We start from the raw sequence: 15,219 nt of genomic DNA on the forward strand, positions 1-15,219 counted from the left end.
AGCCCTCAAACCTGCAAACCCCGTGAAGTATCGATCTTCGTCCCTATCAAAATGAGACACAAATGCCCCGTACTGAAACCGATGACCTTGGCCAAATTGAAATCCCAGATAACGCGTTGTTTGGTTCGCAAACCCGGCGTGCGCAGATCAATTTCCCGATTACAGGCGTTCCGATCAGCCACTATCCAGAGGTTATTCGCGCTCTTGCTCTAGTGAAAAAGGCCAGCGCTAAAACCAACGCTCAGCTTGGCATTTTGGATCAATCAAAGTCGGACATCATTGCAGGTGTCTGTGATGAAATAATTGCGGGACAACACCATGACGAGTTTGTCGTCGATGTCATTCAGGGCGGTGCCGGAACATCAACCAACATGAACGCAAACGAGGTGATTGCAAACCTTGCCCTACGAAAGTTGGGTAAAAACTCAGGTGATTACAATTACTTCCACCCGAACGATGATGTCAATAAATCGCAATCCACCAATGACGTGTACCCGACTGCGATACGGCTCGCCGTTCTGTTCACCAACGATCATCTCACCAAAGCTATGCAAGGTTTGAGTACTTCGTTCTATGAACGCGCAGCGAAACTCGAAGGAATTGCCAAAATTGGTCGCACCCAGCTGCAAGATGCCGTCCCCATGACGTTAAGCGCTGAAATGTCATCCTTCGGATATACGATCAACGAGGACATTCAACGTGTGAAAGAGGCAGTGGATCTTTTGCGTGAGATAAACCTTGGCGGAACCGCAATCGGCACGATGATCAACACACCAGATGGGTATCAGGAACGCGTTGTTGCCAATCTTGTGGAAATTGCCGGCCTGCACCTCTCCCCCGCGGGCGATCTGATCGAGGCATCATCTGATTTGGGCGCATTCGTAATGTATTCCAGCACGTTGAAACGGATCGCCGTCAAGCTTTCGAAGATATGCAATGATCTAAGGTTGCTCAGCAGTGGTCCCCGCGCAGGTATTGGCGAAATTAGATTGCCATCCGTGCAAGCAGGGTCGTCAATCATGCCCGGTAAGATCAACCCTGTCATACCAGAAATGGTAAATCAGGTTTGTTATCAAGCAATTGGTAATGACCTTATAGTCACGATGGCCGCGGAATCCGGCCAATTGCAGCTAAATGCGATGGAGCCAATCATCATCCACAAGGTTCTTGAAACAGCCAAGACGCTGACTGCTGCCATTCAGCAATTAACAAGCCTTTGCGTTGACGGGTTGGAAGCAGATGAAGATCGGTGCCGTACGCTTCTGGCAAACAGCCTCGCGCTTGCCACATCTCTGGCCCCGGTCATCGGGTATGAATTAGCGTCAAAAACAGCGAAACTTGCACAGAACGAAGGAATGAGCGTCGCTGAAGCGGCGTCGCAAATGGGCCTTCTCACAAACCCACAGGTGTGCGTGGCACTAGGTGTAAACAAGGTCAAACAACAGGCTCAAGTACGTTAACTATTTATGGTGTTTCGCTGCAACCGCACGACGCCGACGCCACCTCTGCCGACAACGGATTAACAGCCATGCCAATAGTTACCAGCTAACTGATAGCCATATTTAGTCCATGAAAGAAGACGGTACTCAAATTACTTCTCCCGCGACGTTGTTGCATGGATCGCCGAACCGCGATATCGCCGACGCTCACTCTGACGCGAGCGGCGATACATGCCCTACAAATTCAATAATGCCCGTCGCAACAAGTTTCCCAAGGCAAAGTATCGTGTCACGAACTGCTCGGAATACAACGAAAGTCTCCGGCGTCGAGGTGATGTGACGATCTGGGTTTCTGATGATGTGGTGAGGAACTGGGCTTCGCCACGCCGCAAGACACGCGGCGGTCAATCGCTTTACTCAGATATGGCAATCGAGATCTGTCTCACTCTGCGGGTCGTGTGGATGTGTCGGGTGGAGCGGCGGCCGCCGAGGCTCGATCTGGATGTCTACCCGTTCCTGCCACGGGCCAGGGTGGCGACGACATCTCCGGCCAGCTACATGTGCCTGACAACAGGTACCTCGACATGACAGAGACGCCACAGATCCTGCTGAACCACCAACTCAAAAAGCTGAAGCTGCCGACCATGCTGCGGGAATACGACAAGCAGGCTCGGCTCTGCGCTGCCGAAGGGAGAGATCACGTCCAGTTCCTGGCCCGTCTGATCGAGCTCGAACTCATTGACCGGGAACAGCGGATGATCGAACGCCGGATCAAGGCTGCGAAATTCCCGGCGACCAAGAGCCTCGATAGCTTCGATAGCTTCGATAGCTTCGATAGCTTCGATAGCTTCGATAGCTTCGATTTTGCCGCGATCCCTTCTTTGAACAAGATGCAGGTCCTGGAGTTGGCGCGCGGTGAATGGATCGACCGCTGCGAAAACGTCATCGCTCTCGACCCCAGCGGCACCGGTAAGACCCACGTGGCGCTCGGCCTCGGTCTAACCGCCTGCCAGAAAGGCCTGGCGGTTCGCTTCACAACCGCTGCCGCAATCGTCCACGAGTTGATGGAGGCCCGCGACGAGCGCCAGCTCCTGCGGCTTCAAAAGCAACTCGTGAAACAGAAGCTTCTGATCATCGACGAGTTGGGCTTCGTGCCCCTCAGCAAAACCGGCGCTGAGTTGCTATTCGAGTTGATCTCCCAACGATACGAGCGCGGCTCGATCCTGATCACCTCGAACCTGCCCTTCGATGAATGGACGGAAACCTTCGGCTCCGAGCGTCTCACCGGTGCCTTGCTCGACCGGTTGACCCACCATGTCAGCATCCTGGAATTGAACGGAGAAAGCTATCGCCTGGCACAGAGCAGGGCTCGGCAGAATTCCTAAGGCACAGAAGAGATTGGTCCTGACGGACCAAGACGCCTTGGCAACCGCCAGCTATTTGGGAGCGCGTTTGCCAAGGCGCCGGTCACCCAAACAGTGGACGACTTTTGCTCCGCCCAATGGCAGACTTTCTCACCGCCGTTGACAGCTTTGCCTCAGCTGCAGCAACACTTGCTGGCATCGAGGTGTCACACATGATCCGAAAGGGCCAATTCGCGCCCGGACTCTGTCCGTTCAGGCAATTCGCTGAACTGGCAGCCTAACTTCGTTGCTATCGCCAAGACAGATCGGTTAGCTCAAAACTTTGCAACAAAGCCTTTCTTCGTGGGTTGGAAATTAACGTTACAACACCCTTGAACGGCTTCTTCATGGGTTAGGCCTTTCCAGTTCAGGACGCGCAAACAGGTTGGCAATGCCACGCAATCATATTAAAAAATTGTTATCCAATCGTCTGGTTCAAAATTCGCATCCAATTCAGTGATGCAAGTTTCTCCAGTGTTTGCTGCGGCAGGCCCGAATCCAAGAGCGCCGCGAATACTGCTGATACACCTGTGACATCCCCAATTGCATCGGGCATTACCACGCCATCGAAATCAGAACCCAGCGCGATGCCATCGTCTCCCAGATGGTCGAGCAGGTAGAGGATTTGCGCCACAATGGCTTCCATTGGCACCGAGGTCTCCAGCATTCCTATGCCATCGACAAAACAGGGCGCAAAATTGATCCCAACGATGCCACCACTTTGGGCGACCGCCTTTAGTTGCAAGTCGGTCAAGTTTCGTGGTGAGCGACAAAGTTCATATGCGTTTGAATGTGTCGCAACCAGTGGCGCAGTACTAAGCTGGGCCACATCCCAAAAGCCTTTTTCGTTCAGATGAGACAGATCGATCAGCAGCTTTCGCCGGTTACACTCTTCGACCAGCGCCATGCCGTGTTCAGACAGGCCTGCGCCAATGTCTGGGGTTGCAGGAAACTTAAATGGCACCCCAGAGGCAAAAATATTGTTACGGCTCCAGACCAGGCCGACGGACCGCAACCCCCTGTCCACAAGCTTGTCCAGCATCGTGAACTCGACATCGATGCAATCCGCACCCTCGATATGCATGACGGCGGCGATCTCGCCGTTCAACCGGGCAGATTCGATTTCAGCCACGTTTCGGCAAATACGCAGCTTGCCTTCGGACCGCAATTCAATCTGTTCCAGCAGATCGAACATTTTTATGGTTGCCGAGTATGCCGCTTCACATGGCAGCGGCGGTGGCATGGGAACGCAATATCCCTGCTCTGACTGATAGTCCTCCAGTTCAAACCGCTCGGGCGATGGGGCAAAGGTCGCAAATAGCCCACCGGAAAAACCGGCTTCGATTGCACGTGGCAAATCCAACTGAGTGGAAGCATTGCCTTGAACAAAAGCCTCTGCCGGCCGATCTGGATATTCTTTCAGCAGACGCAATAAGACGTCATTGTGACCATCAAAAAACGAAATGGTCACCGCAAATATGTCCCGTAATCAGACACCAGAAGATGCAGGGGAGCTTCATCTTCCTGCACAGTTGCAAAGCGCCCGATATCCATCTCGAATTCATTGTCGGTTTTGTCGTCGTTGACCGTTGAGACTTCGCCGATCAACACATCCCCCTCTTCACCCCAAAAGGCATGCCAGACACCGGGCAGCAGTGTCACGCTTTCACCGGGGTCAAGGGCGAGCCTGCCCCCGGCTGGCAGGGTTCTGATCTGGCCGTCAACCGGGATATTGACATCCCCATCGCGATCGATTGAACCGTCTTCGTTACCGGCAAACAGCTCTAGCACCAGTTTGCCGCCACCACGATTGATTATGTCTTCGGCCTTCAGCATATGGCGATGCATTGGTGACAACTGATCCTTGCGGCTGATCAACAGTTTTTCCGCATAAAGCATGCCGCGACCGGCCTCGATATCCTCCACTCGGCCATTGCGCAATGTGAACAGGAACAGGCCCATCTCATCAAAACGCCTCTGACCATAGTCGGTGATATCCCAACCCATACCGCGCTGAACGATCACGTCGTGATCATTTATCGCCATTTGATCCGGGGTCCAGTAAGCAAACGGAGGGAGACAAAACCCAAAAGCGCGCAGGAACGCGTCGCCCTCCCGGATCAGCTCATTGATAGTTGAGCGTTGCACCTGGCTTTTCCTTTGCATCGACGTCCGAGAGCGCGCGGAGATAGTTAATCGGTCTCCCTGGAGCGACGGCACGTGCAGCATGGGCAATCGCATTCGCGTCGATCCCGAAATGATGATAAAGGTCTGGCGTATCACCACTTTGACCGAAATGTTCGACCCCAAGTGGTTTGACCCGCTGACCTCGAATGGAGCCGATCCAGCTCAGCGCTGTGGGGTGCCCGTCAAGAACGGTCACGATACCGGCGTCACGTGGCAATTCCTCAAGCAATGCTTCGACATGAGATCTCGCATCTTCATGCCCACGCTGGCGCGCGCGTTCGGCCGCATGCCACCCCGCGGTCAACCTGTCTGCCGACGTCACAGCAAGCACCGCTACATTCTGCCGGGCCTCAGAAAGCATTCCGGCGGCTTTAATCGCCTCGGGCCCAACCACACCGGAGTATACGATCGCGACATCACAAGCCGGCCCTGGCGGACGCAACCAATAGGCACCGTCAACGATGTGACGTTCCTGTTCCTGCGTGAGTTGCCGCGTCGGTTGTTCGATTGCCAGCGTAGACAGCCGTAGGCATACCGACCCACCAGTCCCATCGCGCAGCCAGTTTTGATCCCCTGCGCCTTCGGCGCCGTCGCGCTGCATATAGTCAAACGACCAGCGCATGATCACTTCCAGCTCGTCCACATAGGTCGGATCGAAACAGGCCAACCCATCCTGGGATATACCGATCAGCGGGGTTCCGATGGATTGATGTGCGCCACCCTCCGGCGCCAGCGTCACCCCTGATGGGGTCGAGATCAGCATGAAGCGCGCACCCTGATAACATGCGTAGTTGAGCGCATCGAGGCCGCGCGCGATGAAAGGGTCATACAGCGTGCCAATCGGAAAGAGCCGTTCCCCGAACAGTGAATGCGACAATCCTGCCGCTGCCAACAGCGTGAACAGGTTGTTTTCGGCGATCCCCAACTCTAGATGCTGGCCAGTATCAGAGCGATGCCATTTCTGCACCGACATGACCTTTTCATCGGCAAAAATATCGCGTTGCTCGTTCCGCCCGAACAAGCCGCGCGCGTTTATCCAGGCCCCAAGATTGGTCGAAACTGAAACATCGGGCGACATCGTCACGATACGTTCGGACAGCGCATGATCACCTTTGGCTAGTCCGGCCAGAATACGGCCGAACCCGGCTTGTGAGGAACTCTCCTTGGGGATCGAAACCGCAAGCGAGGACGGAACCGGGATTGATTTAGAACGATGTCGGCGGCCATCAACATTCATTGCACACTGGTTGACGAATTTCTTCAAACCATCTCTGTCAACTGCGCCTTCAAAGGGCTCCCATTCTTGCCCTTCACGCACATTGTTATCGACGCGCAGTTCTGCCATTTGAGCCGCGTTTAGCTGACCGGAATGATTGTCCTTATGTCCAGCAAGCGGCAAGCCGTACCCCTTGACCGTATAAGCGATAAAGGCCACTGGACGTTCATGGTCAATCGACCCGAAGGTTTCGGCAATCAACGCCGCATCGTGTCCGCCAAGATTCGTCATCAATTGTGCCAACGCCGCATCATCGCGCCCGCCGATCAGGGCGAGAACCTCGTTATCTCCGGCGAAATCGGCGTTCAGACGTTTTCGCCACCCGACGCCTTTCTGAAATGTGAGAGAAGAGTAGAGATCGTTTGGACATGCGTCGATCCAGTCACGCAAACGCGCACCCCCCGGCTCTGCGAATGCGGCCTGCAACTGATGTCCGTATTTCAGTTCAACGACATCCCAGCCGTATATCTCAAACAGGGTTTTCAGCCGCGTGCTGATGCCTTCGGAAATCACACCATCAAGGCTTTGCCGATTGTAATCCACAATCCACCAGCAGTTGTGCAGATCGTGTTTTTGACCCTCTTGCAACGCTTCCTGAATATTGCCCTCGTCAAATTCGGCATCCCCCGCCAGCGCGATCATGCGGCCCGGCTTTTTGCCCATGCCCTTGGTCTGCAGATAGTCCTGAACCATGGCTGCAAAGGCGGTGACTGCCACGCCCAAACCGACAGAACCGGTTGAAAAATCCACATCTATCCTGTCTTTTGTGCGCGATGGGTAGGCCTGCGCGCCGCCATAGGCTCTGAACCGTTCCAGCTGTTCCTGGCTTTGCCGTCCCATCAGATAATGTGCTGCGTGTAGCACCGGGCCGGCATGTGGTTTCACTGCGACCCGATCCTCGGGGCGCAGTGTATGAAACCACAGAACCGACATAATCGTACACAGCGATGCACAGGATGCCTGATGCCCACCAACCTTCAGGCCATCGCGGCTGTCGCGCAGGGCGTTCGCATTGAAGATCATCCAGGACGAGATCCATCGCAATCGCGCTTCGATGCTTTCGAGATGGTCAACAGTTTTACGATCAAGTGCCATAGCAGGTCGCCTCTGGACGGTTTATCGGTGTAAATGACAATGCTGGTGTCAGGACGCCGACATTTCACGAATGTCGAGTTCAACGAAGTTCAACAGTTCGTTTGACTTTGCACGGCTCGCTTCGACATCGCGCCTGGCGATCGCTTCAAAAAGTTCCCTGTGCAGGGGAAAGGATCGCGTGCCAAAATCCTTGCGATCGAACGGCTGGGAAAAGAAACGGGCAAAGGGGCCGCGCATTTCGGAAATAACCTGCTGAAACATCGCGTTGCCAGTAGCCCGATAGATCGACATGTGAAAGGCGAAGTCTTCTTCGATTGCTGCGCCGGTTGCCTTGTGAACCCGCTCCATCTCCTCCAGGGCGATGCGAATGCGCTCGATATCTTCGTCAGTACCCCGCGTGCAAGCAAGAGCTGCGGCCTCGGCCTCCAGCCCGCGGCGGATATCCAGCGCCATCAACAGGCTTTGGCGCTCCTGTCCGATCGCCAAGGGCACGATGATTTCATCATTCATCGCAACCCGGCGCAAATATGTGCCGGAACCGCGCCGGACTTCCAGAACATTGATTGCCTGAAGTTTACGCACCGCTTCGCGGACCGAAGATCGGCCGACACCAAGCGCTTCCATCAATTCGAACTCTGACGGCAGCTTGTCGCCTTCCTGATAGTTTCGCGTTCGGAAAAAGCTCAGAAGCTGGTCGGCAACGGCCTCGGATTTTGACGGCGCGTTTAGCCGCGTAAGGCCGTGCAATTTATCGTTCATAACCAGTCCCCCTGACTTCACTAGCAATGCGCTATCCATAGTCAAAGCCTTTGCCCCGTCTCTGCATCAAAGACGCTAAATGCACCCTGCCGCAAAGATATCCTGATCCGGTCCCCACTTTGAACCGTGCTGTCAGGATCGGCCCGCATCACCAGTGAGGTGTCGCCGACGGTTCCCCAGATCAGCCTTTCGGAACCCAGAAGTTCCACCAGGCTGACGCGCAGTGTGAATCCTTCATCATCTGCGGGCTGAATATGCTCGGGTCGAATGCCGATCTCGACCCTGGTGCCAGCGGCGGGTTTGGCAATAAGATTGCATTGTTCGAGCGGAATGGACAGATCGGTTGTTTCGATCGATCCCGCTTGGGTCACCATGCCTTCTATGAAGTTCATCGATGGCAAGCCCACGAATTGTGCAACATATCTGTTCGCGGGGCGGCTATAGATTTCCTCGGGCGATGCAAGTTGCTGAACAACCCCGTCTTTCATAACCGCGATCCGGTCGGCCAGTGTCAGCGCTTCGACTTGATCATGGGTTACATAGATCATCGTCGCACCCAGCTCCTGGTGCAGCCGCTTCAATTCTACCCGCAATTCGGCACGCAGCTTTGCGTCGAGGTTCGACAGGGGTTCGTCAAACAAAAATACATCGACTTTGCGCACGAGGGCTCGGCCAATTGCCACCCTCTGGCGCTGACCACCGGACAGTTCACTTGGGCGGCGATCCAAAAGCTGCTCAATCTGCAGAAGTTTCGCCGCCTCGTCGACCAATTTGTCGGCTTCGGCTTTGGGAACTTTGTTCATCTTCAGACCAAAGCCCAGATTCCCACGCACCGTCATTTTTGGGTAAAGCGCATAGGATTGAAACACCATGGCGATGCCTCGGTCCTTGGGTTCATTCCAGGTTACGTTTTCGCCGTTGATCCAGATTTGTCCTTCGGTAGCCTCCTGCAACCCTGCGATGGTGTTCAGCAAGGTGGATTTACCACATCCCGAGGCGCCAAGAAGGACAAGGAATTCACCCTGCCGGATATCAAGATTCAGCGATTTCAGCACTTCAACGGCACCAAATCGGATGCAAAGGTCACGGGCGCTTACATGTGTCGTCGCGATTTCTGCTGTCACGTAGTTCATCCTTTTACTGCCCCCGCTGCGATACCTCGAACGAACCAACGCCCGGACACAAGGTAGACCGCCAACGGCACAAGCGCCGTCAACAACGTGGCTGCCATGTTAACGTTGTAAGAGACGTCACCTCGGATTGAGTTTACGATGTTGTTCAGTTGCACTGTCATCGGCATGTTTTCCCGCCCGCCGAAAACCAGGCCGAGCAGGTAGTCGTTCCAGATACCGGTGACCTGCAAAATGGCAGCAACCACGATGATCGGCGTAGAGATGGGCAACAGCACATGCCGGTAGATCGCAAAGAACCCTGCGCCATCCACCCGCGCTGCTTTGAAAATCTCGGGCGGCAGAGTCGAATAATAGTTGCGAAAGATCAGTGTCATAATCGGCAGGCCAAAGATGGTATGGACCAGAATGATCCCAGGTAGCGTTCCGTACAAACCGGTTGCCGAAAAGATGCGGATCATCGGATAGATCAGCGCCTGATAGGGCACAAATGCACCAAACAACAAAACCGCAAAGAAAATCTCAGCGCCCCGGAATGTCCAGAATGTCAGGATATAGCCGCACAGAGAGCCGGCCAGAACCGATACGATTAGGCTGGGAACAAGGATACGAACCGAGTTCCAGAACCCAACTTTGATCCCTTCACATTCAAGGCCTGTGCAGGCGCTGTCCCATGCGGTTACCCAACCTTCGACCGTCCATTCCTGCGGCCATTGCAGCACGTTGCCAAGTCGAATTTCTGGCATAGTCTTCAGCGACGTAACGACAACGATATAGATCGGCATCAGAAAGAACGCGGATGCGATGACCAAAAACAGATAAATGGCAACTCGCTGCGCAGAGATCTTAGAAGGCTTCGGTCCAGTAATTGTGGTCACATCAACAACTGTCATTAGGCGCTCCGTTTGCGCATATGTTGGAAATAAAGCCACGGCGCGAGGGCACAAATCACGGTCAGCAGCATGACGGTCGCCCCCGCCATCGCAAGACCAACATTGGCGCGCTCAAGAATGTGGTCCAATACGAACTTTGCGGGAACCTCGGTCGCGATGCCTGGCCCGCCATCCGTCATAGCAATGACAATGTCGAAGCCTTTGATAACCGACAGGGCCAGCAAAACAACGCTGGCAAAGATCACAGGCCCGAGGATCGGCGCAATGATATGGACATAAACACGCCAGGTGGGGATTCCGTCTATTTTTGATGCACGCCAGATTTCGGGATCAACGCCACGCAGTCCCGCCAGCATCAGCGCCATCGCAAGACCAGACCCATGCCAGATCGCCGCAATTACAATGGTGTAGATCGCCATCGACTGATCGGTTAGCCAATCGAAAGTAAAGCTGGTCCAGCCGAGTTCGCGAACAGCCTTTTGCAAACCCAGTGACGGGTTCAAAAACCATTGCCATGCAAGGCCGGTGACAACAAATGAAAGGGAATAAGGATAAAGAAAAATGGTTCGAAAAAACCCCTCTCCCTTGATCCGTTGATCGATAAAGACTGCCAGTAGAAACCCCAGCAATAGAGCCCCGAAAACAAAAAACACACCAAACAGGACCATATTCTGAAGCGATACGATCCAGCGGGTCGTGCGAAACAGGCGATCATACTGATCAAGCCCGACGAAATCGCCATTTGGCAGCAATTTCGAACTGGTGAATGACAGCTGTATAGACCATGCCACACAGCCCACAAAGACCACCAACACGACCACAATAAATGGTGCAATGGCCAGTCTCGCGATGAATTTGGAACTGCGAAGGTACGAGGTCATCAGAATTTTCCGGGCAGCGTGAGAATGACCGCCGCGACTAGAGGAGTTGTCGCGGCGGCTGCTCTTCCTTAACGACTTAGCTTGCGGTTTCGAATGCCTGAACCAAAAGGCCCATGGCTTGGTCGCTATTCATCGTCTCAGAATTCCAGAACTGCGTGTAGACGTCCTGGAGCGCACCGGCGAGGTCGGACGAGATGTACATCTGCGTGGTCCCCACATGAGTGTCGGCACTCGAAGTCAGCTGGATCGCCTGCTGTCCGCACACATCAAGTTTTGAGGTGTCTACATCCGGACGCACGGGGATCGACCCCTTGATGTTGTTGAAGGCCACCTGAGTTTCGGGGGACAGCATCGTAGTCGCCATCAGGGACTGAGCTTCACGGTCGCCTTCACCATCGGTTTTGGGGAACACAAATACGTCGCCCGAAATCATGTAAGGCGAGCCGCCGATTACACCGGGTGTACAGCCGTAGTCCACTCCGGGTGCCTGACCTGCCGCAAGGAATTCACCTTTGGCCCAGTCGCCCATGATCTGCATCGCTGCCTGGCCAGTGATGACCATATTGGTGGCGTCGTTCCAGCTGCGACCGGGCGAACCGGGATCAGTTTCACGCACCAACGTGCGCAGGCGCGAATAAACGTCGAACACCTCTTTCATTGTGTCCGATGTCAGCGCGCTGACATCCTGATCCTGGAAAATCCGAAGATAGAATTCCTGACCGCCAACTGTCAGCAAAACGGCGTTGAATGTCAGACGTTCCTGCCATGCCTCACCACCCAGAGCGAGCGGGATTATACCGGCCTCTTTCAATTTGTCAGCCGCAGCAAAGAAGCTATCCCAATCGGTCGGGACCTCAATCCCGGCATCCGCCAAAACCTGATTATTGTGCCACATCCAGTTAGACCCGTGGATGTTCACCGGGACCGCATAGTAAGAACCGTCGCGCTTGACCAGATTATCGATGATACCCGGGAACAGCTCTCCCCAATTGCCAGCCTCAGCCTCTGCATCCAGCGGGTTCAGCAGGCCCGCATCCACGATCTCTTCGAACTCTCGCGAGGTGTTGAACTGGCCCACTTGTGGGGCATCACCACCCATCAAACGGTTGATGAATGTCGATTTTGCTGCACCGCCACCGATGCCGTTATCAACCCATTCACCACCGTTGGCGCTATAAGCATCCGCAAATACTTTGATCGCGGCCGCTTCACCAGCTGAGGTCCACCAGTGGAGCACCTCGACCTTCATTTCTTCTGCCGCAGCGGCAGATGCTATCGCCAGAGTTGTGACCCCGGCCAACAATACTGTCTTGCGTTTCATCTTGCTCTCTCCCTTTTTGGTTCATCCCTGCCAACAGGCGCTGGCCGGTCTTCTCTTTGTTTTCCGGCGACTTCCGCGGCCTTCAGGGCTTGGCGGAGATCGCCCAGAAGAACTTCTCGGCCCTCCAGACCGACAAAGAGGCGAATAGCGCTTTTTGAAACGCCAAAATGATTAAGTGCGTTTGGCCCGGAATCCGACCGCGCGGCGACACTCGCTGGCAGCGCAAGGCTTTCGAATCCGCCCCAGCTGACCCCTAGTCGAAACAGATTCAGCCCGTCACAAAAGGCACGCACATCCAGGCCATCGGCCAGTTCTATTGTGAACAACCCGCCCACACCGGACAGCGTCCCATTGGCTTCCGCCCGGTGAATTTTGCGCACTCGTTCGTCTGTGCGCAGACCGGCAACAACGTAATCTGCCGCACTTTGATGTTCTTTCAGGCGCAAAGGCAGCGTCCGCAATCCACGGATCACAAGCCATGCCTCCATCGCCGAAAGCTTTGCCCCAAGCAACGACAACGACGTATCGCGGATTTGATCAATCAGGTTCTGCGATCCAATGGCACAGCCCGCGACAACATCCGAATGACCGCCCAGGTATTTCGATATGGAATGCACCACAACATCAACGCCATGCAGCAACGGGTTTTGCCCGAATGGTGACGCAAAGCTGTTGTCGAACACGGTGATCACGCCGTTTGCTTTCGCCAAGGCCGTTACCTTGGGGATATCGCAGGTCTCAAACACATAGCTTGACGGGCTTTCCAGGAACAACAGCCGCGCGCCTTTGAGGGCCGCAGTCAGCGCATCGGTGTCGTTACAGTCGACATATGTGACCGATACGCCGAACTTTTCCAGCAGGATCTCAAACAACCGATAGGCATCGGAATAGGCGTTGATCGTACTCACAACCTGGTCCCCTGCCTTGACCAGCGCCAGTACAGTTCCGGAAATCGCCGCCATCCCACTCCCAAATGCGATGGCGGCTTCGCCATGTTCCAGCTGCGCGAGTTTGTCTTCAAGCAGCCGAACGGTGGGGTTAGAGGTCCGTGAGTAGACATCTGCATCATCCCGGCCCGCAAATCTGTCTTCCAATGCGTCGTAGGTCGGGAATGTGAAGAGGCTGGATAGAACAATCGTTGGAACGACCGACCCGGACGCAAGGACGGATCGGTCGGAAGTGAGTAGCAGCTGTTTGGTCAGTTCATCCAAGGGAAACCCTTCTTATCAGACGTCTGACGTCTTACATAATGATACCAATGTGTCAACCTTATTCCCCTGATCGTAGATCGGGCGGATGTGTCGCAAACTCTGGGGTCTAGTTGACGAGCCTGCGTGATCTGAGGTTTGTTCTGGTCGAATAATTTTCGAACAGGTTACTTGAGCATGATCTCGTTAAAGGGCTGTCATTTCCCCAAGGATGCAGTTTTGTACGCTGTTTTCTTCTATCTGCGGTACACTGTGTCCTATCGTGACTTGGAAGAGATCATGGCCGAGCGCGGTGTCCGAGTTGACCATGCCACGTTGAATAGGTGGGTGGTGAAATACTCGCCTATCGTCGCAGCTCGTGCGCTGTCAAAGAAGCGTCCAATGCTGAGTTCATGGCGCATGGACGAAACCTTTATTCGTGTTCGCGGCAACTGGATGTACCTCTATCGGGCCGTCGACAAAGCTGGGAATACTCTTGATTTCATGTTGTCTGAGCGCAGGAACCGTCCAGCAGCAGCAAGGTTCTTTGCCAAAGCGCTGTCTTCAAATGGAATCCCGAGCAAGATCGTCATCGACAAAAGCGGCGCTAACGCGGCTGGCATTCGAGAGGTGCACAAAATCCTTAATCGGTTTGGCTGCCCAGCCAAAATCCAAACGGTCAGGTCCAAGTATTTGAATAACCTAATCGAACAGGATCATCGGTTTATCAAGCGTCGTGTACGGCATATGTGTGGGTTCAAATCGTTCAGATCCGCATCAGCCACTTTGGACGGCATCGAGGTCGCCAATATGATCCGGAAGCGGCAATTCTCAAGTGATACGACTTCCGGCTTTCAGCTATTCGCCGAGATCGCAGGATAGGTGTATCCAGTAAGTCGCTGACTTTGACCGTTCCAAATGTTTGCGACACATCCCTTCAAAGAGGATTGGCCCTTGGGTCGGCCTGACGCCCTCGCGTAACCAATCCGGCGAGCGCGATGTCTCGGGCGGCATTACCAAGGCCGGCGATGTCAACCTGAGGCGGGCGTTGTGCCAGGCCGCGACCGTGATGATGAACCGTGGTCACTCGACTTGGCTAGGAACATGGGGAACTCAGCTGGCACAACGCCGCGGTCGGAAAATTGCGATGGTTGCTCTGGCTCGCCGTATAGCGGTCATACTCCATCGAATTTGGGTCGACGGCACCGTTTTCCAACCGGATGTTGCGCCAAACATGATCTGATCGAATGTTCCTTCACCCGTTGCCTGCCTGATCGCAGGCCTTCGAGGTCCCGCAGCGACGTGGTTCCGGTGATGCCGTGGTCTGGACCGTCGCTGACTTCAATCAAGCACGCCAATGAGATGGGCACATCGGAATTACATCGAACCAGCATCATGTTGGCAACCAAAGCGTTGACCACGAACCGAAGCATGTACCCAAAGAACCTCAACCGAAGGCTGAGAAAGAAAGCAGGGCGGCAAGAATAATACTGAAATTACCGCCTTGGCGGATCAATTTACCTGCACAAAACCGCTTGACTGGAACGGCCCCGTTACCGAAGTCCTGAACCTAGGTTCTGGACCTATTAATTTGGTTGCCGTCATCCCGCCTGCGTGATTCATACCCGTGAGTTTCAGGGGTATAACA

The 15,219-nt window shown here is 54.4% G+C and carries 12 protein-coding genes and 3 pseudogenes; 6 read left to right on the top strand and 9 right to left on the bottom strand.

Annotated elements, in window-relative coordinates:
- Positions 1-62: 62 nt before the first annotated feature.
- The 4 genes and pseudogenes from AC2FJ5_RS20700 to AC2FJ5_RS20715 form a co-directional block, all read left to right on the top strand.
- Positions 63-1,460 carry an aspartate ammonia-lyase gene (locus tag AC2FJ5_RS20700; protein ID WP_496774820.1) on the top strand — a complete coding sequence of 466 codons (1,398 nt, stop codon included), beginning with the start codon at positions 63-65 and terminating at the stop codon, positions 1,458-1,460.
- A 210-nt stretch (positions 1,461-1,670) separates the two neighbouring features.
- Positions 1,671-1,889, top strand: a pseudogene (locus AC2FJ5_RS20705) (transposase); the annotation flags it as partial.
- Between the two features lie 134 nt (positions 1,890-2,023).
- The gene (gene istB / locus AC2FJ5_RS20710; RefSeq protein WP_496794449.1) at positions 2,024-2,824 is read left to right on the top strand and encodes an IS21-like element helper ATPase IstB; all 801 of its coding nucleotides are present in this window, start codon (positions 2,024-2,026) and stop codon (positions 2,822-2,824) included.
- Positions 2,825-2,967: 143 nt separating this feature from the next.
- A pseudogene (locus AC2FJ5_RS20715) lies at positions 2,968-3,084 on the top strand (IS6 family transposase); the annotation flags it as partial.
- Between the two features lie 176 nt (positions 3,085-3,260).
- Here the strand turns inward: AC2FJ5_RS20715 and AC2FJ5_RS20720 are convergent.
- The 9 genes from AC2FJ5_RS20720 to AC2FJ5_RS20760 all read right to left on the bottom strand — a co-directional run bounded on the left by AC2FJ5_RS20720 (position 3,261) and on the right by AC2FJ5_RS20760 (position 13,595).
- The gene (locus tag AC2FJ5_RS20720) at positions 3,261-4,313 is read right to left on the bottom strand and encodes a dipeptidase (protein ID WP_496794450.1); all 1,053 of its coding nucleotides are present in this window, start codon (positions 4,311-4,313) and stop codon (positions 3,261-3,263) included.
- Positions 4,310-4,990 carry a D-lyxose/D-mannose family sugar isomerase gene (locus AC2FJ5_RS20725; RefSeq protein WP_496794451.1) on the bottom strand — a complete coding sequence of 227 codons (681 nt, stop codon included), beginning with the start codon at positions 4,988-4,990 and terminating at the stop codon, positions 4,310-4,312. The genes AC2FJ5_RS20720 and AC2FJ5_RS20725 overlap by 4 nt, the downstream gene beginning before the upstream one ends.
- Positions 4,968-7,400 carry a thiamine pyrophosphate-binding protein gene (locus tag AC2FJ5_RS20730; RefSeq protein ID WP_496794452.1) on the bottom strand — a complete coding sequence of 811 codons (2,433 nt, stop codon included), beginning with the start codon at positions 7,398-7,400 and terminating at the stop codon, positions 4,968-4,970. The genes AC2FJ5_RS20725 and AC2FJ5_RS20730 overlap by 23 nt, the downstream gene beginning before the upstream one ends.
- A 48-nt stretch (positions 7,401-7,448) precedes the next feature.
- Positions 7,449-8,159: a FadR/GntR family transcriptional regulator gene (locus tag AC2FJ5_RS20735; RefSeq protein ID WP_496774815.1), complete on the bottom strand. Its 711-nt coding sequence runs from the start codon at positions 8,157-8,159 to the stop codon at positions 7,449-7,451.
- A 41-nt stretch (positions 8,160-8,200) separates the two neighbouring features.
- Positions 8,201-9,292 (bottom strand): ABC transporter ATP-binding protein, encoded by a 1,092-nt coding sequence (locus AC2FJ5_RS20740; protein WP_496787539.1) that lies wholly within the window; start codon positions 9,290-9,292, stop codon positions 8,201-8,203.
- Positions 9,289-10,182, bottom strand: coding sequence for a carbohydrate ABC transporter permease (locus AC2FJ5_RS20745; RefSeq protein ID WP_496774813.1), 894 nt, complete (start codon positions 10,180-10,182; stop codon positions 9,289-9,291). The genes AC2FJ5_RS20740 and AC2FJ5_RS20745 overlap by 4 nt, the downstream gene beginning before the upstream one ends.
- Positions 10,182-11,063, bottom strand: a complete 882-nt coding sequence (locus tag AC2FJ5_RS20750; protein ID WP_496794453.1) for a carbohydrate ABC transporter permease — start codon at positions 11,061-11,063, stop codon at positions 10,182-10,184. Before AC2FJ5_RS20750 ends, AC2FJ5_RS20745 begins: the two co-directional genes overlap by 1 nt.
- 76 nt (positions 11,064-11,139) lie before the next feature.
- Complete coding sequence (locus tag AC2FJ5_RS20755; protein ID WP_496787542.1) at positions 11,140-12,384, bottom strand: ABC transporter substrate-binding protein; 1,245 nt, start codon at positions 12,382-12,384, stop codon at positions 11,140-11,142.
- Positions 12,381-13,595 (bottom strand): aminotransferase class I/II-fold pyridoxal phosphate-dependent enzyme, encoded by a 1,215-nt coding sequence (locus AC2FJ5_RS20760; RefSeq protein ID WP_496787543.1) that lies wholly within the window; start codon positions 13,593-13,595, stop codon positions 12,381-12,383. The genes AC2FJ5_RS20755 and AC2FJ5_RS20760 overlap by 4 nt, the downstream gene beginning before the upstream one ends.
- A 174-nt stretch (positions 13,596-13,769) precedes the next feature.
- Here AC2FJ5_RS20760 and AC2FJ5_RS20765 point away from each other — a divergent pair, with 174 nt between their 5' ends.
- Together AC2FJ5_RS20765 and AC2FJ5_RS20770 are read left to right on the top strand one after the other, a co-directional pair.
- The gene (locus tag AC2FJ5_RS20765) at positions 13,770-14,453 is read left to right on the top strand and encodes an IS6 family transposase (RefSeq protein WP_496794454.1); all 684 of its coding nucleotides are present in this window, start codon (positions 13,770-13,772) and stop codon (positions 14,451-14,453) included.
- Between the two features lie 55 nt (positions 14,454-14,508).
- Positions 14,509-14,814 (top strand): annotated as a pseudogene (locus AC2FJ5_RS20770) (transposase); the annotation flags it as partial.
- Positions 14,815-15,219 lie beyond the last annotated feature (405 nt).

The organism is Ruegeria sp. CDSA221, assembly GCF_059611825.1.